Below are 24,502 nucleotides of genomic sequence, written 5' to 3'. Positions count from 1 at the left end.
CAAGAGACGCACCGCCCATGACCACGCCCGTGCCCCGCATCACCCTGGCCCTGACGGCTACCCTGGCCAGCCTTTCACTGAACGCCGCCGACCTCAATGCCCGGGACTTCTTCGCCGCCCCAGCGGGCACCAGCCTGGGCGTGCTGTACCTGCCCGCCACCCGCGCCGGTGATTTCCACGGCCCGGCCGACAGCACGGGCAAGGCCGAGCTGCGAGTCAATGCCATGGCCTACCGCCAAGTGTTCTTCAGCGACCTGTGCGGCACCCTCTGTACCCCGCAGTTCATCGTGCCCTTCGCCGATATCGACGCGCGCCTGCCCGGCGCCGAACGCCACACCGGCGAAAGCGGCTTTGGCGACCCCCAGGTGGGCGGCACGCTGTTCTTCATCAACCAGCCGCAAACCCGCACCTACAGCGGCCTGCTGACCCTGATCACGCTGCCCGTGGGCGAGTACCACGGGCGCAACCCCGACGTCTCCCCCGGGGCCAACCGCTGGGGCGCGACCTTTGTCTACAACTACACCCAGGGCCTGGGGGAAAAGTGGGTGCTGGAGGCCAACCTGGAAGCCCAGCTCTATGGCACCAACGACGACTACTTCGGCAGCGACCTCAAGCAGGACCCGCTCTACCGCCTGCAGGCCTTCGCCTCTTACGACTTCACCCCCGCCACCTATGGTGCCCTGCGCCTGATCCACGCCGATGGCGGCGAACTGCGGATCAACGACCGGCGCATCGACGACACCCACAAGCGCTACACCCAGGTCGGGTTCGAGCTCGGCCACTGGCTGGACAAGCAGAACCAGCTGATGTTCGGCCTGTCGCAGAACGTCGCCACCCAGAACGGCTTTGCCGGCACCGACGCCCTGCTGCGCCTGGTCCATGTGTTCTGACCCCCTTGCCTTAGGAGCCTGTCCATGAACACCCAGAACCCCGCCTTGAGCCAGAACCCGCCGATCACCCGCCAGCCCCTCGGGCTCCAGGCGGCCATCGTGCTGTTCGCCGCCATCACCCCCGCGGTGCTGCTGACGGCCCCGGCCATTGCCGCGCAACTGGCCAGCCAGTGGCAACTGAGCCCCTCCCAGATCGGCGACCTGTTTTCCGCCGAGCTGGGGGCCATGAGCCTGGCCACCCTGCCCGCCATCTGGTGGCTGAAACACATCGACTGGCGCCGCGCGGCGCTGTGCAGCGCCCTGCTGTTCATTCTCGCCAACCTGCTGTCGATGCTCGCCAACGACTATTCGCTGCTGCTGATCGCACGCTCGTGCAGTGCCCTGGCCGGCGGCTCGCTGATGATCATCTGCCTGGCCAGCGCCGCCGCCAGCCCCAACCCCAGTCGCGCCTACGGCTTCTGGGTGATGGGCCAGCTGGTGCTGGGGGCCATCGGCCTGAGCCTGCTGCCCATGCTCTTCGAGCGCTTCGGCCTGGGTGCGTGCTACCTGATCATGGCGCTGCTGATGCTGCTGTGCCTGCCCCTGGCTCGCAGCTTTCCAGCGGGCGCGGCGAAGGCCGCCAGCCATGAAGCCAAGGCCCCGCCGGTTTCCAGGGCCAAGGCCACCCTGGGGATTCTCGGCATCCTGACCTTCTACATCAGCCTCAGCGGGGTCTGGACCTTCATCGGCGCCATCGGTGGCCAGTCCGGCCTTTCGGCACAGACCAGCGGCGACGTGCTGGCCATCGCCACCCTGATGGGCATTGCCGGCGCCCTGTGCGCCACCCTGTTCGGCGATCGCCTGCCCCGTAGCGCCCTGCTCCTGCTGGGCTACGGCCTGATGGCCGGCTCGGTGCTGCTGCTTCTGGGCCAGCCGCAACTGGCGCGCTTTGCCCTGGCGGCGCTGGTGTTCAAGTTCACCTGGACCTTCATCCTGCCGCTGATCCTCGCGCGCATGGCCGAAATGGACCGCAGCGGCCGCCTGATGAACGCCTCCAACCTGGTGATCAGCGCCGGCCTGGCCATAGGCCCGACCATCGCCGGGCGGCTGATCGAAGGCAGCGGCGGCTTCCGCGGGCTGCTGCTGGCGGGCGCCGCAATCACCCTGCTGTCCATGGCCCTGGTACTCAGTTGCCGGCCTGCACGCTAACGCTCTCGGTGCCCTGATGCCCCTGGCACCGAGGGCCTGGGCCAGCCGCTGTCGCGTTGTAAATTCCACCCTGAAAAATGGATATCACCATGACCTGTAAAAGCGCGTTTTTCTTCGACGAACTCAGCCTGTGGCACAGCGGCGGCCCCCACGTCCTGACCCTGCCGGTGGGGGGCTGGGTACAGCCGCCAGCCGCCGCCGGGCACGCCGAATCACCGGAAACCAAACGCCGTTTGAAAAGCCTGATGGATGTCTCCGGCCTGACCCGACAGTTGCACCTGCGCAGCGCCGCAGCGGCCACCGAAGACGACCTGCTGCGGGTCCACAGTGCTGCCTACCTGCAGCGTTTCAAGGCCTTGAGCGACGCCGGTGGCGGTCACCTCGGCGACGAGGCGCCGGTGGGCCCGGGCAGCTATGAAATCGCCCAGCTGTCCGCCGGGCTGGCCATGGCCGCCGTGGACGCCGTGCTCAGCGGCGAAGCCGATAACGCCTATTCCCTGTCCCGTCCACCGGGACACCACTGCACCCGCGACCAGGCCATGGGCTTCTGTTTCCTGGCCAACATCGCCATCGCCATCGAGGCCGCCAAGGCCCGTCATGGACTGGGCAAGGTAGCGGTCATCGACTGGGACGTGCACCACGGCAACGGCACCCAGTCGATCTTCGAGGAGCGGGCCGACGTGCTGACCCTGTCCCTGCACCAGGACGGTTGCTTCCCTCCGGGCTATGGCGGTGAACAGGACCGCGGGCGCGGCGCCGGCCTGGGCTGCAACATCAATATCCCGCTGCTGCCGGGCAGTGGCCACGACGCCTACCTGTACGCCATGCAGCGCATCGTGATACCGGCCCTGGAGCGCTTCGAGCCGGAACTGATCATTGTCGCCTGTGGCTATGACGCCAACGCCGTGGACCCCCTGGCGCGGATGCTGCTGCACAGTGACTCGTTCCGCGAGATGACCCAGTGCCTGAAGGATGCTGCCGAGCGCCTGTGCCGAGGGCGCCTGGTGCTGGTGCATGAAGGCGGCTACTCCGAGGCCTACGTACCGTTTTGCGGGCTGGCCACCCTGGAGGCGCTGTCGGGAATCCGCACCGCCGTCGCCGACCCGATGCTGGAGTTCGTACGCCTGCAACAGCCCAAGGAGCCATTCGTGACCTTTCAACGCCAGTTGCTCGACCTTCAAGCCCAAGCCATGGAGGCTGCCGGGCGCTGACCCCCGCTCTGGTGCCGGAACGAGCAAGCCCCGCCACCCGAGCGGCGGCATCCACCAACGGCGTTCCCCGGAGCCCGGGCTCCAGCCAGCGGAACGCCGCTCTGCCCAACCGGCCATCCTTCCCCCGCTCCCCTGGGCTACTTGCTGCAACAGTGTGGCCCGGGTGGGTCAGTTGCCTTGCTCCAGGCCCCGGAGATTGTCGCCACAGGCGTGACCGACGCTTTCGGCTGCCGGGCTTGCCAGGGTTGCGGCTAACCCCAGGGCGCGTGCTTCACTGGGAGTTTGCTGGAAGCGGCTCTTGAAGGCCCGGGCAAAATGCGCCTGGCTGGCAAAGCCGTGCCGGTAGGCGATCTCGCTGATATCCAGGCCCGCTCCCTGGCTGCTGCACAGCAACTGACGGGCCTGTTGCAGGCGTTTTTCCAGGATGAAGCGGCTGGGTAGCGTTTCTTCCAGGGCGAACAGCCGGGCCAGGTGCCGGGTGGAAATGCCGGTCTGGGCCGCCACCCGCTCGCAGCTCAGGGTCGGGTCGGCCAGCTGTTCATGGATGCATTGCTTGGCCGCCAGCAGGTAGGAGGCGCTCAGGGCGTTGATTGGCCGTTCCCCCACATGCCCGGCAATGATGCTGGCCAGAAGCTCGAAGGCCTGCTCCTGATAAGCCTCGGCCTCGGCGCACAGGGGTTGCTGGAAAAAGCCCCGGGTACGTTCGCCCAGGGTGCGCAGCAACAGGCGCTGGACCCCGCTTTCGACGCTGATCCGCAAAGGCCGGTCGAAGCGTTTCAGGCAGCGTTCGGCGAACTGCTGCTGGGGAATGTCGAAGATGAACTGGCGCATGGCCCCGGAAAAGCCGAACAGATAGGGCTTGTCGGTGCGGTAGACCACCAGCTCCCCCGGCTCCAGCACCTGGCAGGCGCCATCCTGGTAGAAGAACGAGCCGCTGCCGGTGACCAGGGACACGAAGATCGACTCCTTGGGCACGCCGCGGATCATCGAGGTGTCGCGCTCCACCACGTGTTCGTTGCCGACGATGCGGGCCAGGCGCATGGCGCTCAATTGCAGGTTGTCCTGGCTGGCGGCGAAACCGCCCTCGGCGTAGGAGTTGCACTTGAGCCCCACCAGGGTGCTGGCGTTGTAGTCCTCCCAGAAGGCCAGGCGTTGGTCCAGGTCGACGGCCTGGGTGCTGGCATGCCGGGTTTCGAGCAAGGCGCATGGAGACATTGTTGTTCTTCTCATGGCGGCGGGATGTTCCCCGGACGGCAAGGCAGTGTCCGGACACCTGGGGCCGCAGGCACTGCGGGCTGCGGCCATTCATTAACATCTGAACTATATAGCCTGTCAACTTGAAACGCAGTGGGGCCCGGTCGCTTTGAGTGCGTCATCGGCTCTCTATCGGCCGTAGGAAAAAAGCCGTCCGAAACAGACAAACAACCAGTCCGATCCGTGCAAACCCTTGCCCCGCTCCCGACCTAAAGTCTGCGCCGTACCCCCGTGGCCGCCCTGCCCGGCTGCCCAGGCTCCTCCCATAACAACAACCGAGGCCCACCATGCCCGAAGCCGCCCACCGTGAATTCTGGAAAGACCTGCAACCGATCGCCAACTGCTTCAAGCCCGACGCCAAGCCGGAGGTCTACCTGCCCGACGCCGCCAGCGACGACCTGAGCCTGTACGTGCCCTTCACCGAGACCGTGTCCTCACGACCACTGTGGATCTCCCCCAGCGAAAACCGCTGGTGCGACATTCTCCTGGCCCGCAGCGCCGGGCTGGTGAACCGCCACTACCACCCCCACGAAGTCTTCGCCTACACCCTGTCCGGCAAATGGGGCTACCTGGAGCACGAGTGGACCGCCACCGCCGGGGACTTCGTCTACGAGACCCCGGGCGAAGGCCACACCCTGGTGGCCTATGAGCATGAGCAGCCGATGCGGGTGTTCTTCATCGTCAAGGGCCCGCTGATCTGGCTCGACGAACAGGGCGAGCCCGACGGCTACTTCGACGTGCACTCCTACATCGCCATGTGCCGCACCCACTACGAAAAGATCGGCCTGGGCGCAGCCCATATCGACACCCTGTTCCGCTGACCGGCGCTGCCCACGCCTCCTTCGGAGAACCACCATGGCTTATAAAAACAACAAGGCCGGTTACGAGAACACCTTGCTGGGGGTGCTGTTCCTGACCTTCGGTTTCGTCTTTTTCGATCGTCTGGCGCTGTCCTTCCTGTTCCCCTTCATGGCTGACGAGTTGCAACTGAGCAACAGCCACCTGGGCATGCTGTCGTCGATCCTGGCCCTGGCCTGGGCGGTGTCCGGGGCCCTGGTGGGTGCCTGGTCGGACCGCCGGGGCGTGCGCAAGCCGTTGCTGATCGTCGCGGTGATCCTGTTTTCCCTGTGCTCGGCGCTGTCCGGGCTGGTCACCGGCTTTCTCAGCCTTTTGCTGTTCCGCGCCATCATGGGGCTGGCCGAGGGGCCGATCCTGCCGCTCTCCCAATCGCTGATGGTGGAAGCCTCCTCGCCCCATCGCCGGGGCCTGAACATGGGCCTGCTGCAAGGGTCGGCGGCGGGCCTGTTGGGCGCGGTGATCGGCCCGCCGGTGCTGATCGCCCTGGCCGAAGCCTACGGCTGGCGCCACGCCTTCATCATTTCGCTGATTCCCGGGCTACTGATCGCCCTGCTGATCTGGCGCTACGTGCAGCCCGACCCACCGCGACACGAACCGCGAGCGCACACCCCGTCCAGCCCGGGTGGCAGCCATCGCCTGGCCCTGCTCAAGAGCCGCAACATCGTGCTCTGCACCCTCATCAGCTGCGTGTTCCTGACCTGGTTCATCATCCTGATTTCCTTCACCCCGACCTTCCTGGTCAAGGTTCGCGACTACAGCCCGGCCAGCATGGGCACGGTGATGAGCTGCCTGGGAGGCGCCTGGGTGCTCTGGGGCTTCGGCGTGCCGGCAATCTCCGACCGCCTCGGCCGGCGCCCGACCCTGGTGCTGTTCTCGCTGATTGCCGCTTGCTGTCCCATCGCCCTGCTCTACGCCTCGTCGCCCTGGATGCTCGGGGTGCTGATGCTGCTGACCTACACCGGCCTGGGCTGCTTCACCCTGTTCATGGCCACCATCCCCGCGGAAACCGTGCCCCGCGAAGTCATGGCCACGGCCCTGGGCATGATCATGGGCATCGGCGAGCTGGTGGGCGGCTTCATCGCTCCGACCATTGCCGGCTTCGCCGCCGACCGCTTCGGCCTGTCGATCGTCATGTGGATGTCCTGCGGCGGCGCATTGCTGGCCGCCGTGCTGGCCCTGTTCCTCAAGGAAACCGCCCCCGCGGTACTGGCCCGCCAACAACGCCGGCACCCCGGCCCCCACCCTGCACCCAGCCCGAGCCTGGGAGGAAACCCATGATCAAAGCACTGCAATGGCATGCCGCCCGCGACCTGCGCCTGACTCAGTTGGAACCGCGCCAGCCCGGCCCCGGCGAGGTGCTGCTGCAAGTCGCCTACTGCGGCATCTGCGGCAGCGACCTGCATGAGTACGCCGACGGCCCTCACTCCATACCTCAGCAGGTAGTTCACCCACTGTCCGGTTGCCGGGCGCCGCTGACCCTGGGCCACGAGTTCTGCGGCCAGGTAGTAGCCCTGGGCCAGGGCGTGGATGCACGGCTATTGGGCCAGCGGGTGGCGGTGGAACCCGAATACCGCTGCGGCGAGTGCTCGTACTGCCAGATGGGCCAGTACAACCTCTGTGAATCCATGGGCTTTATCGGCCTGATGGGCGACGGCGGCTTTGCCGAACAGGCGGTGGTACCGGCCTACATGCTGCACCTGCTGCCGGACAGCGTCAGCTTCAAGCAGGCGGCCGTGCTGGAGCCGGCAGCGGTGGCCTACCACGCCTTGAACCAGAGCAGCCTGATGGCCGGCGACAGTTGCGCGGTGTTCGGCCTGGGGCCCATCGGCCTGCTGCTGGTGCTACTGGCACGGTTGCGAGGGGTGGAACGGATCTACGCCGTGGACCTGGACCCCGAGCGCCGGCGCCTGGCCCTGGAGTTCGGCGCCTCTGAGGCCCTGGACGGCGCCGACCCGCAACTGCAGGCACGCCTGCGGCAACTGAGCGCCGGTGGTATCGACAGCGCCTTTGAGGCCGCCGGTAGCCAGCAGACCCTGAGCCATGCCCTGCACTGCCTGCGCAAGGGCGGCGAAGCGGTGCTGGTGGGCTTGATGGGCGACGTGCAGTTCGATGCCTTCCACCTGGTGAACAACGAGTTGCGCCTGCTCGGCAGCGTCGGCTACCGCCACGTCTACCCCGAACTGATCCAGCTGCTGGCCAGCGGGCGCCTGGACCTGAGCCGGGCGGTCACCCGCTGCCTGGCCCTGGAACAGGCGGTGGAGCAAGGCTTCCAGGCGCTGTTGCAAGACAAGAGCCAGATCAAGGTGCTGGTCAACCCGACCCCGGCCCTGGCCGATGCCTGAACAAACAATGTGCAACCGACACTCAAGACAAAAACAACAAGAATCGAGTACCCGACATGAATGCAACCTATGCGCTGTGCCCGCTGCTGGCCGCCTTGCTGCTGCCCCTTGATTGCCTTGCCCAGACGCCGCCCACGCCGCGTACCGGCCCGCTGTCCGACCTGGGGGACTACCTGGCCGACCGTGGCATAACGCCCCATGTCCAGTTCCTCAGCCTGGCCATGAAGAACCTGGACACGGGCCCCCGACCCCACAGTTTCGGCAACAGCGGCGACCTGTTCGTCGGTGCCGATATCGATCTGGGGACCTTCGCCGGCCTCGACGGCGCAGCCCTGCACTTCGAGCAGACGCTGTTCATCCTCGACCACGAGACCGGCGTGCCCACCTCGCGCAACTGGCAGGGCGCCGCCGGCAGCTACTTCGGCGGCGCGCCGATCCACAACGACCTCACCAGCAACCAGTTGAGCCTGCTGACCTACCAGCAGACCTGGCTCGACGGCCGGGTCGACCTGAGCCTGGGGCGGACCAACGCCCGGCGCTACTTCTATATCTACAACTGCGAAAGCACGGTGACCTGCAACGACCCGATCATCGACTCTTCCACCGGCATCCTGCCGCCACCCTACGGCAGCTGGGGCGGCTACCTGAAATACCAGCTGACGCCCCAGTGGTACGTGCATGGCGGCGCCTTCGAGTCCAACCCGGTGGACTACCTGAAGGAGCGCAAGGGCCTGGATTTCAGTACCGACGACGCCAGCGGCACCAGCCTGCTGCTGGGCATCGGCAGCCAGAACCGCGATGCCTACAGCTCCCACTACGAGCTCAATGGCTACTACAACACCTCCAAGCAGGTGGACCCGCTGACCGGGGCCATGGACTTCGGCACCGGCGGTGCCTTCTTCAAGTTCCAGCAGGCACTGTGGCGTGCCGACGCCGGTACCGGCAGTGCGCCCCAGGCCCTGCTGCTGTTCGGTTCGCTGTCGGCGGCGGCCGATGACAAGCAGCCCTTCAGCCAGTTCGCCGAGGCCGGGCTGACCTACCTCGCGCCCTTCGACCGGCCCCAGGACAAGCTCAACCTCAAGGCCAGCTACCTGCGCCTCAACGACCACCAGCTGCGCTTCCAGCAGCAGGCCCGCATCGCCAACGGCGGCGACCCGCGCCTGGGCGAACGCAATGTCTACGCACTGGAAGCCAACGCCCATATCGCCCTGACCCGGCAACTGGCCCTGGAGCCCAGCATCCAGTACCTGGTCAACCCGGACAACTTCTACAACCCCGAAGCCCGCGAGCTGAGCGGCAACGGCTTTGTCGTCGGCCTGCAAATGACCCTCGACGTCGGCTCGCTGCTGGGGCTCTGAGATGGATTTCTGTGACTGCCAACGAGGTACCTCCGATGAGTGAAACAACCACGCAGACCTTCGACTACATCGTGGTGGGCGCCGGTTCCGCCGGTTGCGTGCTGGCCAACCGACTGTCCGCCGATCCCAAGGTCCAGGTGTGCCTGATCGAAGCCGGGCCCAGTGACCGCACCTTGCTGCCCGCCGCCTATGTGCGTACCCCGGCGGGGATCATCCGCCTGATCGCCAACCCGCGCTGGAACTGGATGCACCAGTTCAGCCCACAGGCCAGCAGTGGCGACGTGCCGATCCCCTGCCCCCGGGGCCGGGTCTGGGGCGGCTCCAGCGCGATCAACGGCATGATCTATATCCGCGGCCATCGCCTGGACTTCGACCGCTGGGCCGCCGCCGGCAACCAGGGCTGGAGCCATGACGAACTGCTGCCCTACTTCAAGCGCTCGGAGCATTTCGAACCCGGCACCTCGCCGTGGCACGGCCAGCACGGCGAGCTCAACGTCGCCGAGCAGCGCAGCCCGAGCCCGGTCAATCAGGTGTTCTACCAGGCCGCCACCGAGCTGGGCTGGAGCTACAATCCGGACTTCAATGGCCCGGAGCAGGAAGGCTTCGGGCCCTTCCATGTCACCCAGATCAACGGCGAGCGCTGCAGCGCGGCACGGGCCTTCCTGCACCCGATCCTGCACCGGCAGAACCTGACGGTACTGAGCAGCACCCTGACCCACCGGGTGTTGCTGCAAGGCACTCGTGCCAGCGGTGTGGAAATCAGCCAGGACGGCCGGGTCTGGCAACTGCTGGCACGCCGGGAAGTGATCCTGTGCGCCGGGGCGATCAACTCGCCGCAACTGCTGTTGCTGTCCGGCATCGGCCCGGCCGAGGAGCTTGCGCGCCACGGGATCGTTTCCCGCCACCCGCTGCCAGGGGTCGGGCTCAACCTGCAGGATCACCAGGACATCGTGCTGATGTACCGCAGCGACCCCGAGCTGGGCTACGGCATTTCCGCCAAGGGCCTGCTGCCCCTGGCCCGCTCACCCTGGCAGTACCTGACCCGGCGCCAGGGCCCGCTGACCTCCAATACCGTCGAGTCCGGAGCCTTCCTGCGCCTTGCGCCCGAGGACCCGGTGCCGGAACTGGGGCTGATCGTCGCCCCGGCCCTGAAGAACCAGCCCCAGCGCCTGATCCCCGTGGGCCACGGCATCAGCCTGCATGTGGCGGTGATGCACCCGCAGAGCCGCGGCCGGGTGCGCCTGAATTCCGCCGACCCGCACGACAAGCCGCTGATCGACGCCAACTTCCTCAGCCACCCCGAAGACCTGCGCAAGCTGGTGGCCGGCTTGCGCCTGGTGCGCCAGCTGGCAGCGACCCGGGCCTTCTCCCAACGCCTCAAGGGCGAACTGGTGCCCGGCCCGCAGGTGCAGAGCCAGGAGCAGATCGAGCAATGGATCCGCCAGCACCTGGGCACGGTGTTTCACCCGGTGGGCAGCTGCAAGATGGGCCACGACGAACTGGCGGTGGTGGACGACCAGTTGCGGGTCCACGGCCTCCAGGGGCTGCGGGTGGCGGACGCCTCGATCATGCCGAGCCTGGTCACCGGCAACACCAATGCGGCGGCAATCATGATCGGCGAAAAGGCCGCAGACCTGTTGCTGGGCACGGCACCGGCGCAACCGAGCAACGTGCTTCAAGGCGAAGCTTGCACCTGATGCCGGGGCTCAGGGGCGCTTGGGTGCCTCGGCACTCCAGAGCACCGGCCAGTCTTCGTAGCCCAGGCCGCTGCAGGTGGGCATGCGCCGATAATCGGTGAGCTGGAAGGCCTGGCCATCGAAGTGCCAACTGGCCATTTCACCGCAGTCGCCTATCCCGCGGCCCATGAGGAAACTGCTGAGCTCGCCGGTCTCGGGGTAATAGTTGAGGCCCCCGGCATGGTCGACGCTGCCGGCCGGCAACGCCTGCATCTGCAGGGGCTGCAGCGCATAGGGCGCCGTGCGCGAGCGGCTGCTGATATCGAACAGGCAGATGTAGGCACCGCAATCGGAGAACTCGAAGACCAGCGCCTGCTGCGCGGTCAGCGGATAGACCTCGATCCTCGGTGGCATGACGTAGTCGTCGGCGTCTTCGGTCTTTGCCGGCGGCAAGGTTTTGCGCACCGCCGCCAGCAGCCCGGTGCGCTCTCGGGCGCCGAGGGGCTTCACCCCGGGATAGGGGCGCAATGCCGCGGCCGGCTGCAACCCGGGCACCGCGCTGGCCGGCTGTTCGCCGGGCGCGGCCAGGGCGCTGACCGTGCCCTGGCGCTGCTGCACCTGGTCCACCCGTTGCAGCAAGTCCGGCAACCCCTTGAGCAGCACCTGGGCCGGCTCCTCTCCCGGCAGTTCCAGCACCTGCCCGGCCCGCAGCCGCGCCAGCCATTGCCGGGCCAGGGGCTGGTCATCAACCCGGTAGTACTGTTGTTCACGGGTGCTGTCGGGGGCTTCCACTTCCTGGACCAGCGCCGCCAGCAAGCCGGGCTCCAGCGGCTGGCCATCCAGGCGCAATGCACCAAGTTCCAATGGCGCGCCCTGGTGCTCCAGTTGCAGTTGCAACAGGCCTTCGGGGCCGGCCTGGCTGCGGATTTTCAGGGTCAGGTGGTTGACCCGCTCGGCAAAATCGATGTTCGGCGCGTAGAGCAGTTGGCAGTCGCGGCGGTTGTCGCACGCGCCGATCCAGCCCTCCTGTTGCAACCACAGCGGCGTCAGCTCCGGCAGCTCCCGGGCCAGGCACGGCAAGGCGCCAAGCACCAGCAGGGGCAACACAACGGTACGCAGCATGACGACGCTCCTTGTCGGGCAAAGGCGCGGATTCTGCCACGCCCGCCAGGCGGCGAATACCGCCAGGGTCAGTTGCCTGGGCGCGGCTCCATGGCATCAGCCCTGCCCCAGGGATCAGGCACCCGGCGCATTTGCGCCAGGGGCAGGCGCCTGCCCCTGGCGCAAGCGGTATTCCCCCGGCGCGGTCTTGGCGTAACGCTGGAAAAACCGGCTGAAATAGGCCGGGTCCTTGAAACCCAGCTGGTAGCAGATTTCGTTGATCGAGCTGCCGGTGAACAGCAGCAGGCGCTTGGACTCCTGCATCACCCGTTCATGCACCAGGCGCTTGGACGGCAGGTCGGCGATGCGCCGGCAGACATCATTGAGGCGCGCCTCGGTCACTCCCAGGCTGCTGGCGTAGCGGCCCAGGGGCCAGTGCTCCAGGTAGCGGGCCTCGATCAGCTCGTTGAAGCGGTGGAAGATCTGCAGGTCTTCATGGCGTGCCGGGCGCGCCGTCAGGGAGTTGGCCGACAACCGCAGCAGGCTGATCATCAGCAGCCGGGTCAGGGCTTCCAGCGCCGGCTCGCGCCCCGGGCCCTGCCCGGCAATCTCCCGCTGCAATTCATGGAACAGGCCCTCCAGGCGTCGTACTTCGCCGGCGAACTGCGGCCCCAGGCGCGCCAGGGCCACGCACACCGGCGGCACCTGGGGCGCCGGGGCCAGTGCCGGGTCGGCGCCGATCAACTCCCACACCAGTTGCTGGCGCACGGTCAGCACATGGCCTTCGCTGTCGGCCTCGGTGACGAAGGCGTGGGGAATGGTCGGCGGGGTCAGGAAGAACATCGGCCCCGACTCCAGATACTGCTGATCGTCGAGGTAGACCCGCACCGCGCCGCTCTGCACGTAATGCACCTGGAAGAAACGGTCGTGGCGATGCACCGGCATGTTGCGACCGAAGAAGCCGGCCAGGTTGCTGAGCTTGTCGTAGTGCACCTGGGCATCGGCGTAACGCTGGTCGTAGACCTGGCCGATGTTGATGTTGGGAATCGGTTGGCGTGGGTTCATGGCGCCCTTCTGTTTTTATTTTGATCCACGCGGACCCTGCGCATCCTGCGTGATTCGCGGCTTGCCCGCCACTGCGGGATGGAAGCGGGCAGTCCATCGCTTGACGATCGTTAACATATTAAATATAACGTTAACACATTAACGAAATCGACCCGCCAGCGGCAAGCCGCTACGGGTACGGACACCAGGAGAGCCCGATGAGCCGTGCACTGAACGATCACGCCGGCGGCACCCTGTTCGGCGTTGCGCTGAACTACCAGGGGCTGCTGCAGAGCCATCTGCAGAGCTTCACCCAGCCGCCCTACCAGAAGCCGCCGGTGAAGCCGGTGCTGTTCATCAAGACCCCCAACACCCGCAACAGCCATGAGGCGCCGGTGGTGTTTCCCCAGGGTGTGGAGCGCCTGCAGCCCGGCCCGGCCCTGGGCGTGGTGATCGGCAAGCGCGCCAGCCGGGTGCGCCTGGAAGACGCCCTGGAACACGTGGCCGGCTACACCATCGTCAACGAATTCAGCCTGCCGGAAGACAGCTACTACCGCCCCGCGGTCAAGGCCAAGTGCCGGGACGGCTTCTGCGCCCTGGGCCCGGAACTGGTACCGGCCGCCGAGGTGGCCGACCCCCATGCCCTGAGCCTGGAGCTGTGGGTCAACGGCGAGCGGGTGCAGCACAACAGCACCGCCAACCTGGTGCGCAGCATTCCCCAGCTGATTGCCGAGATCAGCGAGTTCATGACCCTGTACCCCGGTGACGTGCTGATCACCGGCACTCCGGAAGGCCGGGTCGATGTACGCCCCGGCGATCGGGTCGAAGTGCAGATCAGCGGCCTGGGCCGCCTCGCCAACACCATCGTGGCCGAATAAGGAACCGACATGAAACATGCACGCATTCGTTATCAGGGCCAGGTCCACCAGGCCCTGGTCACCGGCCCCAACACCCTGCAACTGGAAGACGGCCGGGTCCTGGCCGAAGACCAGGTGCAGTGGCTGCCGCCGGCCACCGGGACCATGTTCGCCCTGGGCCTGAACTATGCCGACCACGCCGCCGAGCTGGCCTTCAAGCCGCCCACCGAACCGCTGGTGTTCATCAAGTCTCCCGGCACCTACACCGGCCACAAACAGGTGACCTGGCGCCCGGACAACGTCGCCTACATGCACTACGAGTGCGAGCTGGTGGCGGTGATCGGCAAGACCGCGCGCAACGTCAAGCGCGAGGATGCCCTGGACTACCTGGCCGGCTACACCCTGTGCAACGACTATGCGATCCGCGACTATCTGGAGAACTACTACCGGCCCAACCTGCGGGTGAAGAACCGCGATGCCACCACCCCGGTAGGCCCGTGGATCATCGACGCGGCGCAGGTACCCGAACCCAACAACCTGACCCTGCGCACCTGGGTCAACGGCGAGTTGCGCCAGCAAGGCAGCACCGCCGACATGATCTTCGACATCCCCTACCTCATCGAATACCTGTCCGGCTTCATGACCCTGCAACCGGGGGACATGATCGCCACCGGCACCCCCGAAGGCCTGTCCGACGTGGTGCCCGGCGATGAGGTGGTGGTGGAAATCGAAGGCATCGGCCGGCTGGTCAACCGCATCGTCAGCGAAAGCGAATTCTTCACCCATCACGCCCACCCGGAGCCCACTGCCGTGGCCAAGGAGCACGCATAAATGATCAAGCACTGGATCAACGGCCGCGAAGTCGAAAGCCGCGAAGTGTTCACCAACTACAACCCCGCCACCGGTGAAGCCATTGGCGAGGTGGCCAGCGGCGGCGCCGAGGAAATCGCCCAGGCGGTAGCGGCGGCCAAGGACGCCTTTCCGAAATGGGCCAATACCCCGGCCAAGGAACGCGCCCGGCTGATGCGCCGCCTGGGTGCGCTGATCGAAGAGAACGTGCCGCACCTGGCGGAGCTGGAAACCCTGGACACCGGCCTGCCGATCCACCAGACCCGCAACGTGCTGATTCCCCGGGCCTCTCACAACTTCGATTTCTTCGCCGAGGTCTGCACCCGCATGGATGGCCACAGCTATCCGGTGGACGACCAGATGCTCAACTACACCCTGTACCAGCCGGTGGGCGTCTGCGCCCTGGTGTCGCCATGGAACGTGCCGTTCATGACCGCCACCTGGAAGACCGCGCCGTGCCTGGCCCTGGGCAATACCGCGGTGCTGAAGATGAGCGAACTGTCGCCGCTGACCGCCAATGAGCTGGGCCGGCTGGCGGTGGAAGCCGGGATTCCCGCCGGGGTGCTGAACATCGTCCAGGGCTACGGTGCCACCGCCGGCGATGCCCTGGTGCGCCACCCGGACGTGCGGGCAATTTCCTTCACCGGCGGCACCGCCACCGGCAAGAAGATCATGCAGACCGCGGGCCTGAAGAAGTACTCCATGGAACTGGGCGGCAAGTCGCCGGTGCTGATCTTCGAGGACGCCGACCTGGAACGGGCCCTGGACGCCGCGCTGTTCACCATCTTTTCCCTGAACGGCGAGCGCTGCACCGCCGGCAGCCGGATCTTCATCCAGGAAAGCGTCTACCCGCAGTTCGTCAAGGAGTTCGCCGCCCGGGCCAGGCGCCTGATCGTCGGTGACCCGCAGGACCCCAAGACCCAGGTCGGCTCGATGATCACCCAGGCCCACTACGACAAGGTCACCGGCTATATCCGCATCGGCCTGGAAGAAGGCGCAACCCTGCTGGCCGGCGGCCTGGAACGCCCGGCCAACCTGCCGGCGCACCTGGCCCGCGGGCAGTTCATCCAGCCCACGGTGTTCGCCGACGTGGACAACAAGATGCGCATCGCCCAGGAAGAGATCTTCGGCCCGGTGGTGTGCCTGATCCCGTTCAAGGACGAGGCCCAGGCCCTGCAACTGGCCAACGACACCGAGTACGGCCTGGCCTCCTACATCTGGACCCAGGACATCGGCAAGGCCCATCGCCTGGCCCGTGGCATCGAGGCCGGCATGGTGTTCATCAACAGCCAGAACGTGCGCGACCTGCGCCAGCCCTTCGGCGGCATCAAGGGTTCGGGCACCGGTCGCGAAGGCGGCGAATACAGCTTCGAGGTCTTTGCCGAGATCAAGAACGTCTGCCTCTCCATGGGCAGCCACCACATACCGCGCTGGGGCGTGTAAGGTTCAGAACCGTCCCGGATCACCCCAACAAGAAGATGTTTCAGGAGAAGCACCATGGGCGAAGTCGTCATGGCCGCCAAGGTCTGCCACGTACCATCGATGTACCTGTCCGAACTGCCGGGCAAACACCACGGCTGCCGTGAGGCGGCCATTGCCGGGCACAAGGAGATCGCCCGCCGGGCCCGGGAGCTGGGGGCCGACACCGCGGTGGTGTTCGATGTGCACTGGCTGGTCAACAGCGGGTACCACATCAACTGCGGCGAGGCGTTCAACGGCACCTACACCAGCAACGAGCTGCCGCACTTCATCAAGAACATGACCTACGACTACCAGGGCTGCCCGGCGCTGGGTGAGCTGATCGCCGCCGAGGCCAATGCCGCCGACGTGCGCACCCTGGCCCACAACATTCCCAGCCTGGAACTGGAGTACGGCACCCTGGTGCCCATGCGCTACATGCACATGGACGTGCCCGCTGTCGAGCACTTGAAGGTGGTGTCCATCGCCGCCTGGTGCGCCTGGCACCGCCTCGAAGACAGCTTCACCTTTGGCGCCGCGGTGCGCCGGGCCATCGAGAAGAGCGATCGCAAGGTCCTGGTGCTGGCGTCGGGTTCCCTCTCCCACCGTTTCTCCAACGACCGCGAGGCCGAGGCCAACATCCACAACTGGACCCGGGAGTTCGACAAGCAGGTGGACCAGCGGGTGGTGGAGCTGTGGCAGCAGGGCCGCTTCCGCGAGTTCTGCGCCATGCTCCCGGACTACGCCAGCAGCTGTCATGGCGAGGGCGGAATGCACGATACGGCCATGCTCCTGGGGCTGTTGGGCGGGCCTGAATACAACCGCCCAGCGGAAATCGTCACTCCGCTGTTCGGCAGCTCCGGCACCGGCCAGATCAACGCCATCTTCCCTGTCTAGGCCCAGCTGCCACCCTGACTCGCAAGCGGCCGGGTTCCCGCCGGCCACTTGCGAAGGAGTTCCCCATGCCGCATTTCATCGCTGAATACACCGACAACATCGAACAGGCCGCCGACCTGCCGGGGCTGTTCGAAAAGGTCCATGACTACCTGGGCGCCACTGGCGTGTTCCCCCTGGGGGGCATCCGCAGCCGCGGGGTGCGCCTGGACACCTGGCGCATGGCCGACGGCAAGCACGACTACGCCTTCGTCCACATGCGCCTGCAAGTGGGAGCCGGCCGCGACCTGGCCACACGACGCCAGGTCGCCGAAGGCCTGTTCGAGATCATCAAGGCGCACTTCGCCGAGCTTCAGGGCCAGCGCCTCTTGGCCCTGTCGTTCGAAATGAGCGAGCTGGATGCCGAGCTGAACTTCAAGCACAACAACGTGCACGAGTTCCTGCGCGGACAAGCCTGAGGGTAGCCACCGGTAGGAACCGGCTCGCCAGCGAAGCGGCCCTCAGGCCTTGTGCCAGCCCCGGATCCGCCTTCGCCGGCAAGCCGGCTCCTGCAGGCCGGCCACCCACACAAGAACAATAACGAGATCATTGCCATGCCCCACTCAACCCTTGCCACGGCGCCGGTCGCCGAGGTCGATGACTGCTATCGCAAGATCACCTGGCGGCTGATGCCGCTGTTGTTCGTCTGCTACATCTTTGCTCACCTGGATCGCATCAACATCGGTTTCGCCAAGCTGCAGATGACCCAGGACCTGGGCTTCAGCGACAGCGTCTATGGCCTGGGTGCCGGGCTGTTCTTCGTCGCCTACGCGCTGTTCGGGGTGCCCAGCAACCTGGCCCTGGACCGGGTCGGCCCACGGCGCTGGATCGCCTTCCTGATGCTGGTCTGGGGCCTGCTGTCCAGCGCCCTGATGCTGGTGGACAGCGCCTGGGGCTTCTATGTTTTGCGCTTTCTGCTGGGGGTCGCCGAGGCCGGCTTCTTCCCCGGCATCCTGGTGCTGCTCAACCGCTGGTTCCCGGCCAGCCGCCGCGGCCAGGTCACCGCCCTGTTCGCCATCGCCGTGCCCATGGCCGGAGTCATTGGCGGCCCCCTCTCCGGGTGGATCCTGGAAAGCTTCCACGACTTCGGCGGCCTGCGCGGCTGGCAGTGGATGTTCCTCATCGAAGGCCTGCCGGTGGTGCTGCTGGGCCTGGTGGTGCTCAAGGCCCTGCCGGAAAGCATCGAACAGGTGGGCTGGCTGGCCCCGGCGCAGAAGACCTGGCTGCTGCAGGCCCTGCAACAGGAAGAACAGCACAAGTCCATCACCCGTTTCAGCGGCATCCTCAGGGACCGCCACGTCTGGCTGCTGGTGTGCATCTACTTCGCGGTGATGCTGGCGGTGAACACCATCGCCTTCTGGATGCCGACCCTGATCCACCATGCCGGCATCGCCCGGGACAGCAATGTCGGCCTGCTCAGTGCCCTGCCCTACCTGGCAGGCTGCCTGTTCATGCTCGGCGTCGGCCGCTCCTCGGACCGCCTGCGTGAACGCCGCTGGCACCTGGGGGTGCCGCTGCTGATGTCCAGCCTGGGGCTGATCCTCACCGGGCTGGCCCCGGACAACCCCTGGCTGGTGATGTTCGGCCTGCTGGTGGCGGGCATGGGCGCCAGCGCCGCCTTGCCGATGTTCTGGCAACTGCCGCCGGCCTTTCTCGCCAGCAGCACCCAGGCCGCGGGTATCGCCCTGATCAGTTCCTTCGGCAGCGTCGCCGCGTTCCTTGCCCCTTACCTGATCGGCGTGGTGCGCGACGCCACCCAAAGCGCCAGCCTGGCCCTCTACGCCCTGGCCCTGCTGATTGCCTGCGGCGCCTGGCTGGTGCTCCAGGTGCCGGCTCATATCGTCAACCCTCGGGAGAAATAACCATGCTCAGCCCCTCGGATATCCAGGACGCCGCCGCGCGCCTCAACGCCGCCGAGCGCAGCCGTGAACAGATCGGCCAGCTGTCCCTGCAATACCCCGCTATCAGCATCGAAGATGCCTACGCCATCCAGCGCAGCTGGGTGGAACAGAAAATCCGCGACGGGCGCAAGCTGGTGGGCCACAAGATTGGCCTGACCTCACGGGCCATGCAGGTTTCCTCGAACATCACCGAGCCGGATTTCGGCGCCCTGCTGGACGACATGCTGTTCGACGAAGGCAGCGACATTCCCTTCCAGCGCTTCATCGTGCCCCGGGTCGAGGTGGAACTGGCGTTCATCCTCGGCAAGCCGCTCAAGGGGCCCCACTGCACCCTGTTCGATGTGCTGGACGCCACCGACTGGGTGATCCCGGCGCTGGAGATCATCGATGCGCGCATCCAGCAGGTGGACCCGCAGACCCAGGCCACCCGCAAGGTCTTCGACACCATCTCGGACAATGCCGCCAACGCCGGGGTGGTGATGGGTGGCCGCGCCGTGCGTCCAGGGGATGTGGACTTGCGCAAGGTGCCGGCGGTGCTCTACCGCAATGGCGTGATCGAGGAGTCCGGGGTCTCTGCCGCGGTGCTCAACCACCCGGCCAAGGGCGTGGCCTGGCTGGCCAACAAGCTCGCGGCCTATGACGTCGGCCTGGAGGCCGGGCAGATCATTCTTGGCGGCTCCTTCACTCGGCCGGTGGCGGCGCGGCCCGGGGATGTATTCCACGTGGACTACGATCAGTTGGGCAGCATTGCCTGCCGTTTCGTCTGAGGAGAAGCACATGCACATGCCGCAGAACCTGTTCAAGCAACGCCTGCAACACAGCGAGCCACAAATCGGGCTGTGGCTGGGCCTGGCGGACGGCTACTGTGCCGAGCTGGCGGCCAACGCCGGTTTCGACTGGCTGCTGCTGGACGGCGAACACGCGCCCAACGATCTGCGCAGCCTGCTGGCGCAGTTGCAGGCCATTGCCCCTTACCCAGCCCAAGGCATTATCCGCCCGCCCATTGGCGATACCGCGCTGATCAAGCAATTGCTGGACATCGGCGCCCAGACCCTGTTGATCCCCATGGTGGAAAGCGCCGAGCAGGCACGCCAGCTGGTGCGCGCCATGCGCTATCCGCCACTGGGGGTTCGTGGCGTAGGCAGCGCCCTGGCCCGGGCGTCGCGCTGGAACAGCATCGCCGGCTACCTGGATCAGGCGGACGAGCAGATGTGCCTGCTGGTGCAGATCGAGAACCTCGAAGGCCTGCGCAACCTGGATGAGATTCTCGCGGTGGACGGGGTCGACGGGGTGTTTATCGGCCCGGCGGATCTGTCGGCGGCCATGGGCCAGCGGGGCAACCCCGGGCACCCGGACGTGGTGGCCGCGATTGAAGACGCCATCGTGCGGATTCGTCGGGCGGGCAAGGCCGCAGGGATTCTCAGTGCCGATCAGCGACTGGCGCGGCGCTGCATCGAGTTGGGGGCGAATTTTGTCGCGGTGGGCGTGGATACCACCGTCCTGATGAAGGGCCTGCAGAGCCTGGCCGGCCAGTACAAGACCCTGGACACCCCCACCAGCGAAGGCGGGGTTTACTGACGGGCGATTGCCGTAGGAGCCGGCTTGCCGGCGAAGGCGTTCTTGCGCGCGGCAAGGCTTGAGGGCCTATTCGCTGGCAAGCCAGCTCCTACGGGGTGCCTAGTGGTTGCTGACCAGGCGCCAGAGGCGGGCGATGTCGGCGGCGCGTTCGCGCAGCAGGCGCGGGGCTTCGCGGCAGGCCTGTTCCAGGCTCATGGGGCCTGAGGTCAGGGCGAAGGCCGCATCCACGCCGTGGGCGTACATCTGCTGGTAACCCTCGCCCAGGGTGCCGGCAATAACAATCACCGGAACCCCCTGCTCACGGGCGATGCGCGCCACGCCAAAGGGGGTCTTGCCGCGCAAGGTCTGGGCGTCGAAGCGACCTTCACCGGTGATCACCAGATCGGCACCGCGCACGGCCTGTTCCAGGCCCACCAGTTCCGCCACCACTTCCACCCCGGGACGAAATTGCGCGCCGAGAAACGCCTTGGCGGCAAACCCCAGGCCACCGGCCGCGCCGCTGCCGGGTTCATCACGCACATCCTTGGGCAGTACCTGGGCGCACAGGTCGGCGAAGTGTCCCAGGGCCTGGTCCAGTTGCTGCACCTGCTGCGCCGAGGCGCCTTTCTGCGGGCCGAAGATGGCTGAAGCGCCGTGCTCGCCGCACAGAGGGTTGTTGACGTCGGCGGCGATGTCGAAGCGCACCTGGGCCAGGCGCGGGTCCATGGCATCCAGCTCGATGTGGGCGAGGTCGGCCAGGGCCAGGCCGCCGCGAGGCAGTATCCGGCCCTGGCGGTCCAGCAGCTTGACCCCCAGCGCCTGCAGGGCCCCCGCGCCGCCGTCGTTGGTGGCGCTGCCGCCGATGGCCAGGATGATGCGCCGGGCACCGGCCTCCAGAGCGGCCTGGATCAGCTCCCCGGTGCCGAAGGTGCTGCTGTTGCACGCATCGCGCTGCTCCAGCGCCAGCAGTTGCAGGCCACTGGCCTCGGCCATTTCGATGATTGCCGTGTGGCTCTGGGGCAGCCAGCCCCAGCGCGCCTCCACGATCGCTCCCAGCGGCCCCTCGACCCGGTTGCTGCGCAGTTGCCCGTCACAGGCGGCGAGAATCGATTCCACCGTCCCTTCGCCACCGTCGGCCATGGGGCATTGGCACAGCTCGGCGTCGGGCCACACATCCGCCAGCCCCTGGGCAATGGCCTGGGCCACGCCTTCGGCACTCAGGCTGTCCTTGAACGAGTCGGGGGCGATGATGATCTTCATGGGTTTTCTCCGGTTCTTGTGCCGCCATGCTGCCATCTGGCGCAGGCGCTGACCCCGGGCCACTGCACAAGTCCGAGGGCGCTTTATTGTTCATTGCTACAACCGCGCAACCTCGCCTAGCGTTGAAACCGCTGCCGCAGGCTGCGAACGGGCGCGTAGCGCTCGCGAAGGTCTTGGAAGCGATACAGGTTTAGCTGGAGATTGCCAAGCAAGGCCCTGCGGGCCTTTGCGCAGCCTCGCCAAGGCTCGGCAGCGGCTACCACCCCTGTTGGATCGGGATAGGCGATGGTGGAGATCGGCGCGATAAATCAGGCCGGCTCGCTGCGGTGGGGCAGCAGCTGGACGCCAAGATAAAGAGCCAGCATGCCGTCCAGGCGCAAGGGGTCGACGCCGCTGAGCTCGGCTATCCGTTCCATGCGGTAGCGCAGGCTGTTGCGGTGGATGCCCAGGGCATCGGCGCAGGCCTGGCTCTGGCCGTCGTGGTCGCACCAGCTGCGCAGGGTCGCCAGCAACTGGCCGTTGCTGTCCTTGGCCAGGACCTTGCGCAACGGCGTCAGCAGTTCGTCCAGGGCGTCATCGTTGCGGTGGCGCCAGAGCATCACCGGCAGGCGGTAGCGGTTGAGGGTGAGCAATCGCGCATCCGGCAGGATATCCCGGCCGTAGGCCAGCAGGTCGCCGACCCGGCGGTAGCAGCGGCGCAATCCGGCCAGGCCCTCGGCCTGCCCGCCCACCGCCACCCGCAGGATGTTCCAGCCCTGGCCGTCGAGCTTTTCCAGCAGCCGCGGGTTGTCCAGGCTCAGGCTCGCCGGGCGGCACCAGAGCAGGGAACTCTTCGACGAGCTGACGCACCAGCTGTCCGGATAGCGGCTCAGCAACCAACTGCTGAGGCTATCCACGCCCTGCCCCGAGGCCGGTTCCTGGGCCAGTTCGAACAGATAGGGCGTACGCGCCAGCTGTGGCTTGAGGCCCATCTGCTGGGCTTCATCCACCAGCCGCGGTGAGTCGCCACCGTCGCTCAGCAGCAGGGCCAGCAGGTCGTCGCAGCGCTGGCGCCGCCATTGCTGCTCGGCCTGCTGGTGGCGCTGGCCCACCAGCATCTCGGCGGTCATGCGCACCAGTTCGGCATAGGTGCGCAACTGCGCCGGGTCGCCGGTAATGCCCAGCACCCCGATCAGCCGCTGGTCATGCAGCAACGGCAGGTTGATGCCCGGCTGCACACCCTTGAGCTGGCGCGCGGTGGGTTCGTCGATCTCCACCACCCGGCCGTTGGCCAGCACCAGTTGCGCGCCTTCGTGCCGGGTGTTGATACGCTCCGGCTCGCCGCTGCCAAGGATCAGGCCCTGGCTGTCCATGACGTTGACGTTGTAGGGCAGGATCGCCATCGTGCGGTCGACGATATCCTGCGCCAGGTCATGATCCAGTTCGAACATGGGGGGATGATCCTTGACGGCTACAGCTGCGGGGACGGGCCGCGGGGTACGCGGCGTTGTTCAGTGGCACAGGGCCCGGGGCCAATCGCTGTGCGCCGGCACAAAGACAGGCCCGCGCCGGTGACCGAGACTCTCAGGGCGGTCAACGTTACCCTTGCACCGCGAAAAATCATAATAAAGAGAGACACACCATGTCACAGAGCGCCGCTGCCCCACTGGCCCAGGCTGACGACAAGAACGCCGTCTACAAGCGCATTACCCTGCGCCTGATCCCCTTCATCTTCGTCTGCTACCTGTTCAACTACCTCGACCGGGTCAACGTTGGCTTCGCCAAGTTGCAGATGCTCGATGCCCTGAAATTCAGCGAAACGGTCTACGGCCTGGGCGCCGGGATTTTCTTCATCGGCTACGTGCTGTGCGGCGTGCCGAGCAACCTGGCACTGAACCGGTTCGGCCCGCGGCGCTGGATCGCGCTGATGATGATCACCTGGGGCACCTTGTCCACCTGCCTGCTGTTCGTCACCACGCCGACCCAGTTCTACACCCTGCGCCTGTTCACCGGGGCCGCCGAAGCCGGCTTCTTCCCCGGCGTGGTGCTGTACCTCTCGCAGTGGTTCCCGACCTTCCGCCGTGGCCGGATCATGGCCCTGTTCATGTCGGCGATCCCGGTGTCCGGCCTGCTGGGCAGCCCGTTTTCCGGCTGGATCCTCAACCACTTCGCCGCCGGCCAGGGCGGCCTCGCCGGCTGGCAGTGGATGTTCCTGCTGCAGGGCATTCCTACCGTGATCCTCGGCGCACTGGCGTTCTTCCTGCTCAGCGACAGCTTCGCCCATGCCAAGTGGCTGACCCCGACCGAACGCGCAGTGCTGGAGGCGGACCAGGCCAGCGATCTCGCCAACCAGCCCAAGACCGCCAGCGACTCCCTGGCCGCGGTGTTCAAGAACCCGGCGATCTGGGCCTTCGGCCTGATCTACTTCTGCATCCAGAGCGGGGTCTACGCGATCAACTTCTGGCTGCCGTCGATCATCAAGAACCTGGGGTTTGCCGACAACCTGGTGATCGGCTGGCTGAGCGCCATTCCCTACCTGCTGGCGGCGGTGTTCATGCTGCTGGTGGGGCGCTCGGCGGACCTGCGCAAGGAGCGCCGCTGGCACCTTGTAGTGCCGATGCTGATGGGCGCCGTGGGGCTGCTGATCGCGGTTAACTTCGCCGCCAACCCGGCCATCGCCATTCTCGGCCTGACCCTCGCCACCATGGGTGCCCTCACCGGCCTGCCGATGTTCTGGCCGGTGCCCACCGCCCTGCTCAGCGCCGGTGCAGCTGCCGGTGGCCTGG

At 66.6% G+C, this 24,502-nt stretch carries 22 protein-coding genes; 17 read left to right on the top strand and 5 right to left on the bottom strand.

The window, feature by feature from the left end:
- Window positions 1-17 precede the first annotated feature (17 nt).
- From F6S12_RS18095 to F6S12_RS18085, 3 genes are all read left to right on the top strand, one after another.
- Complete coding sequence (locus tag F6S12_RS18095) at window positions 18-890, top strand: transporter (RefSeq protein ID WP_015635863.1); 873 nt, start codon at window positions 18-20, stop codon at window positions 888-890.
- 24 nt (window positions 891-914) lie between these two features.
- Window positions 915-2,078, top strand: coding sequence for an MFS transporter (locus tag F6S12_RS18090; protein WP_011061642.1), 1,164 nt, complete (start codon window positions 915-917; stop codon window positions 2,076-2,078).
- An 89-nt stretch (window positions 2,079-2,167) separates the two neighbouring features.
- A complete protein-coding gene (locus tag F6S12_RS18085) occupies window positions 2,168-3,289 on the top strand; it encodes a class II histone deacetylase (RefSeq protein WP_026020252.1) in 1,122 nt (373 codons plus the stop codon).
- 168 nt (window positions 3,290-3,457) lie between these two features.
- Here the strand turns inward: F6S12_RS18085 and F6S12_RS18080 are convergent, their stop codons facing one another.
- Window positions 3,458-4,504, bottom strand: a complete 1,047-nt coding sequence (locus F6S12_RS18080) for a helix-turn-helix domain-containing protein (protein ID WP_019095477.1) — start codon at window positions 4,502-4,504, stop codon at window positions 3,458-3,460.
- A 326-nt stretch (window positions 4,505-4,830) separates the two neighbouring features.
- Here F6S12_RS18080 and F6S12_RS18075 point away from each other — a divergent pair, with 326 nt between their 5' ends.
- The 5 genes from F6S12_RS18075 to F6S12_RS18055 are packed head-to-tail and all read left to right on the top strand — an operon-like array spanning window position 4,831 to window position 10,798.
- On the top strand, window positions 4,831-5,364 hold the full coding sequence (locus F6S12_RS18075) for a 2,4'-dihydroxyacetophenone dioxygenase family protein (protein ID WP_123473481.1): 534 nt from the start codon (window positions 4,831-4,833) through the stop codon (window positions 5,362-5,364).
- 34 nt (window positions 5,365-5,398) lie between these two features.
- Entirely contained in the window at window positions 5,399-6,679 is a 1,281-nt protein-coding gene (locus F6S12_RS18070) for an MFS transporter (RefSeq protein WP_065364199.1), read from the top strand.
- Window positions 6,679-7,743 (top strand): 2,3-butanediol dehydrogenase, encoded by a 1,065-nt coding sequence (locus F6S12_RS18065; RefSeq protein WP_123473604.1) that lies wholly within the window; start codon window positions 6,679-6,681, stop codon window positions 7,741-7,743. The genes F6S12_RS18070 and F6S12_RS18065 overlap by 1 nt, the downstream gene beginning before the upstream one ends.
- A 56-nt stretch (window positions 7,744-7,799) precedes the next feature.
- Entirely contained in the window at window positions 7,800-9,101 is a 1,302-nt protein-coding gene (locus tag F6S12_RS18060; RefSeq protein WP_315869166.1) for a carbohydrate porin, read from the top strand.
- Window positions 9,102-9,136: 35 nt separating this feature from the next.
- Window positions 9,137-10,798: a GMC family oxidoreductase gene (locus F6S12_RS18055; RefSeq protein WP_315869165.1), complete on the top strand. Its 1,662-nt coding sequence runs from the start codon at window positions 9,137-9,139 to the stop codon at window positions 10,796-10,798.
- Between the two features lie 9 nt (window positions 10,799-10,807).
- Here the strand turns inward: F6S12_RS18055 and F6S12_RS18050 are convergent, their stop codons facing one another.
- Both F6S12_RS18050 and hpaA read right to left on the bottom strand, forming a co-directional pair.
- Window positions 10,808-11,899 carry a DUF1176 domain-containing protein gene (locus tag F6S12_RS18050; protein WP_123473482.1) on the bottom strand — a complete coding sequence of 364 codons (1,092 nt, stop codon included), beginning with the start codon at window positions 11,897-11,899 and terminating at the stop codon, window positions 10,808-10,810.
- Between the two features lie 114 nt (window positions 11,900-12,013).
- A complete protein-coding gene (gene hpaA, locus F6S12_RS18045; protein WP_011061651.1) occupies window positions 12,014-12,943 on the bottom strand; it encodes a 4-hydroxyphenylacetate catabolism regulatory protein HpaA in 930 nt (309 codons plus the stop codon).
- 197 nt (window positions 12,944-13,140) lie between these two features.
- On the opposite strand from hpaA, the gene F6S12_RS18040 reads away from it, so the two are divergent.
- From F6S12_RS18040 to hpaI, 8 genes are all read left to right on the top strand, one after another.
- The gene (locus tag F6S12_RS18040) at window positions 13,141-13,800 is read left to right on the top strand and encodes a fumarylacetoacetate hydrolase family protein (RefSeq protein ID WP_315869164.1); all 660 of its coding nucleotides are present in this window, start codon (window positions 13,141-13,143) and stop codon (window positions 13,798-13,800) included.
- 9 nt (window positions 13,801-13,809) lie between these two features.
- Window positions 13,810-14,610 (top strand): fumarylacetoacetate hydrolase family protein, encoded by an 801-nt coding sequence (locus F6S12_RS18035; protein ID WP_019095470.1) that lies wholly within the window; start codon window positions 13,810-13,812, stop codon window positions 14,608-14,610.
- On the top strand, window positions 14,611-16,071 hold the full coding sequence (hpaE, locus tag F6S12_RS18030; RefSeq protein WP_041118525.1) for a 5-carboxymethyl-2-hydroxymuconate semialdehyde dehydrogenase: 1,461 nt from the start codon (window positions 14,611-14,613) through the stop codon (window positions 16,069-16,071). It abuts the gene before it with no gap.
- 54 nt (window positions 16,072-16,125) lie between these two features.
- The gene (hpaD, locus tag F6S12_RS18025; RefSeq protein WP_210670963.1) at window positions 16,126-16,983 is read left to right on the top strand and encodes a 3,4-dihydroxyphenylacetate 2,3-dioxygenase; all 858 of its coding nucleotides are present in this window, start codon (window positions 16,126-16,128) and stop codon (window positions 16,981-16,983) included.
- Window positions 16,984-17,048: 65 nt separating this feature from the next.
- Window positions 17,049-17,438: a 5-carboxymethyl-2-hydroxymuconate Delta-isomerase gene (locus F6S12_RS18020; protein WP_011061656.1), complete on the top strand. Its 390-nt coding sequence runs from the start codon at window positions 17,049-17,051 to the stop codon at window positions 17,436-17,438.
- A gap of 135 nt (window positions 17,439-17,573) precedes the next feature.
- On the top strand, window positions 17,574-18,881 hold the full coding sequence (locus tag F6S12_RS18015; protein WP_262212022.1) for an MFS transporter: 1,308 nt from the start codon (window positions 17,574-17,576) through the stop codon (window positions 18,879-18,881).
- Between the two features lie 2 nt (window positions 18,882-18,883).
- A complete protein-coding gene (gene hpaH / locus F6S12_RS18010) occupies window positions 18,884-19,687 on the top strand; it encodes a 2-oxo-hept-4-ene-1,7-dioate hydratase (RefSeq protein ID WP_072450158.1) in 804 nt (267 codons plus the stop codon).
- 10 nt (window positions 19,688-19,697) lie between these two features.
- Window positions 19,698-20,498 (top strand): 4-hydroxy-2-oxoheptanedioate aldolase, encoded by an 801-nt coding sequence (gene hpaI, locus F6S12_RS18005; RefSeq protein WP_315869163.1) that lies wholly within the window; start codon window positions 19,698-19,700, stop codon window positions 20,496-20,498.
- A gap of 99 nt (window positions 20,499-20,597) precedes the next feature.
- On the opposite strand, the gene F6S12_RS18000 is transcribed toward hpaI, so the two are convergent.
- Together F6S12_RS18000 and F6S12_RS17995 are read right to left on the bottom strand one after the other, a co-directional pair.
- Entirely contained in the window at window positions 20,598-21,737 is a 1,140-nt protein-coding gene (locus F6S12_RS18000) for a glycerate kinase (protein WP_123577912.1), read from the bottom strand.
- Between the two features lie 308 nt (window positions 21,738-22,045).
- Window positions 22,046-23,167, bottom strand: coding sequence for a sugar diacid recognition domain-containing protein (locus tag F6S12_RS17995; RefSeq protein WP_011061661.1), 1,122 nt, complete (start codon window positions 23,165-23,167; stop codon window positions 22,046-22,048).
- Window positions 23,168-23,358: 191 nt separating this feature from the next.
- On the opposite strand from F6S12_RS17995, the gene F6S12_RS17990 reads away from it, so the two are divergent.
- Window positions 23,359-24,502, top strand: a 1,144-nt coding sequence (locus tag F6S12_RS17990; protein WP_315869162.1) for an MFS transporter, incomplete at its 3' end; no start/stop codon positions are given.

Origin of the sequence: Pseudomonas sp. JV245A, from assembly GCF_032424515.1 — a bacterium.
GTDB classification, from domain to species: domain Bacteria; phylum Pseudomonadota; class Gammaproteobacteria; order Pseudomonadales; family Pseudomonadaceae; genus Aquipseudomonas; species Aquipseudomonas protegens.
Note: the sequence above shows the minus strand (reverse complement) of the source record. Positions and strands in the feature narration are given on the sequence as shown.

Coding starts and splice junctions, on each gene's coding strand:
- hpaA (WP_011061651.1), bottom strand. CDS start 12,943: ATGAACCCACGCCAACCGATTCCCAACATCAACATCGGCCAGGTCTAC.
- hpaH (WP_072450158.1), top strand. CDS start 18,884: ATGCTCAGCCCCTCGGATATCCAGGACGCCGCCGCGCGCCTCAACGCC.
- F6S12_RS18095 (WP_015635863.1), top strand. CDS start 18: ATGACCACGCCCGTGCCCCGCATCACCCTGGCCCTGACGGCTACCCTG.
- F6S12_RS18075 (WP_123473481.1), top strand. CDS start 4,831: ATGCCCGAAGCCGCCCACCGTGAATTCTGGAAAGACCTGCAACCGATC.
- F6S12_RS18015 (WP_262212022.1), top strand. CDS start 17,574: ATGCCCCACTCAACCCTTGCCACGGCGCCGGTCGCCGAGGTCGATGAC.
- hpaI (WP_315869163.1), top strand. CDS start 19,698: ATGCACATGCCGCAGAACCTGTTCAAGCAACGCCTGCAACACAGCGAG.
- F6S12_RS18060 (WP_315869166.1), top strand. CDS start 7,800: ATGAATGCAACCTATGCGCTGTGCCCGCTGCTGGCCGCCTTGCTGCTG.
- F6S12_RS18050 (WP_123473482.1), bottom strand. CDS start 11,899: ATGCTGCGTACCGTTGTGTTGCCCCTGCTGGTGCTTGGCGCCTTGCCG.
- F6S12_RS18070 (WP_065364199.1), top strand. CDS start 5,399: ATGGCTTATAAAAACAACAAGGCCGGTTACGAGAACACCTTGCTGGGG.
- F6S12_RS17995 (WP_011061661.1), bottom strand. CDS start 23,167: ATGTTCGAACTGGATCATGACCTGGCGCAGGATATCGTCGACCGCACG.
- hpaE (WP_041118525.1), top strand. CDS start 14,611: ATGATCAAGCACTGGATCAACGGCCGCGAAGTCGAAAGCCGCGAAGTG.
- F6S12_RS18000 (WP_123577912.1), bottom strand. CDS start 21,737: ATGAAGATCATCATCGCCCCCGACTCGTTCAAGGACAGCCTGAGTGCC.
- F6S12_RS18040 (WP_315869164.1), top strand. CDS start 13,141: ATGAGCCGTGCACTGAACGATCACGCCGGCGGCACCCTGTTCGGCGTT.
- F6S12_RS18085 (WP_026020252.1), top strand. CDS start 2,168: ATGACCTGTAAAAGCGCGTTTTTCTTCGACGAACTCAGCCTGTGGCAC.
- F6S12_RS18080 (WP_019095477.1), bottom strand. CDS start 4,504: ATGTCTCCATGCGCCTTGCTCGAAACCCGGCATGCCAGCACCCAGGCC.
- hpaD (WP_210670963.1), top strand. CDS start 16,126: ATGGGCGAAGTCGTCATGGCCGCCAAGGTCTGCCACGTACCATCGATG.
- F6S12_RS18035 (WP_019095470.1), top strand. CDS start 13,810: ATGAAACATGCACGCATTCGTTATCAGGGCCAGGTCCACCAGGCCCTG.
- F6S12_RS18055 (WP_315869165.1), top strand. CDS start 9,137: ATGAGTGAAACAACCACGCAGACCTTCGACTACATCGTGGTGGGCGCC.
- F6S12_RS18020 (WP_011061656.1), top strand. CDS start 17,049: ATGCCGCATTTCATCGCTGAATACACCGACAACATCGAACAGGCCGCC.
- F6S12_RS18090 (WP_011061642.1), top strand. CDS start 915: ATGAACACCCAGAACCCCGCCTTGAGCCAGAACCCGCCGATCACCCGC.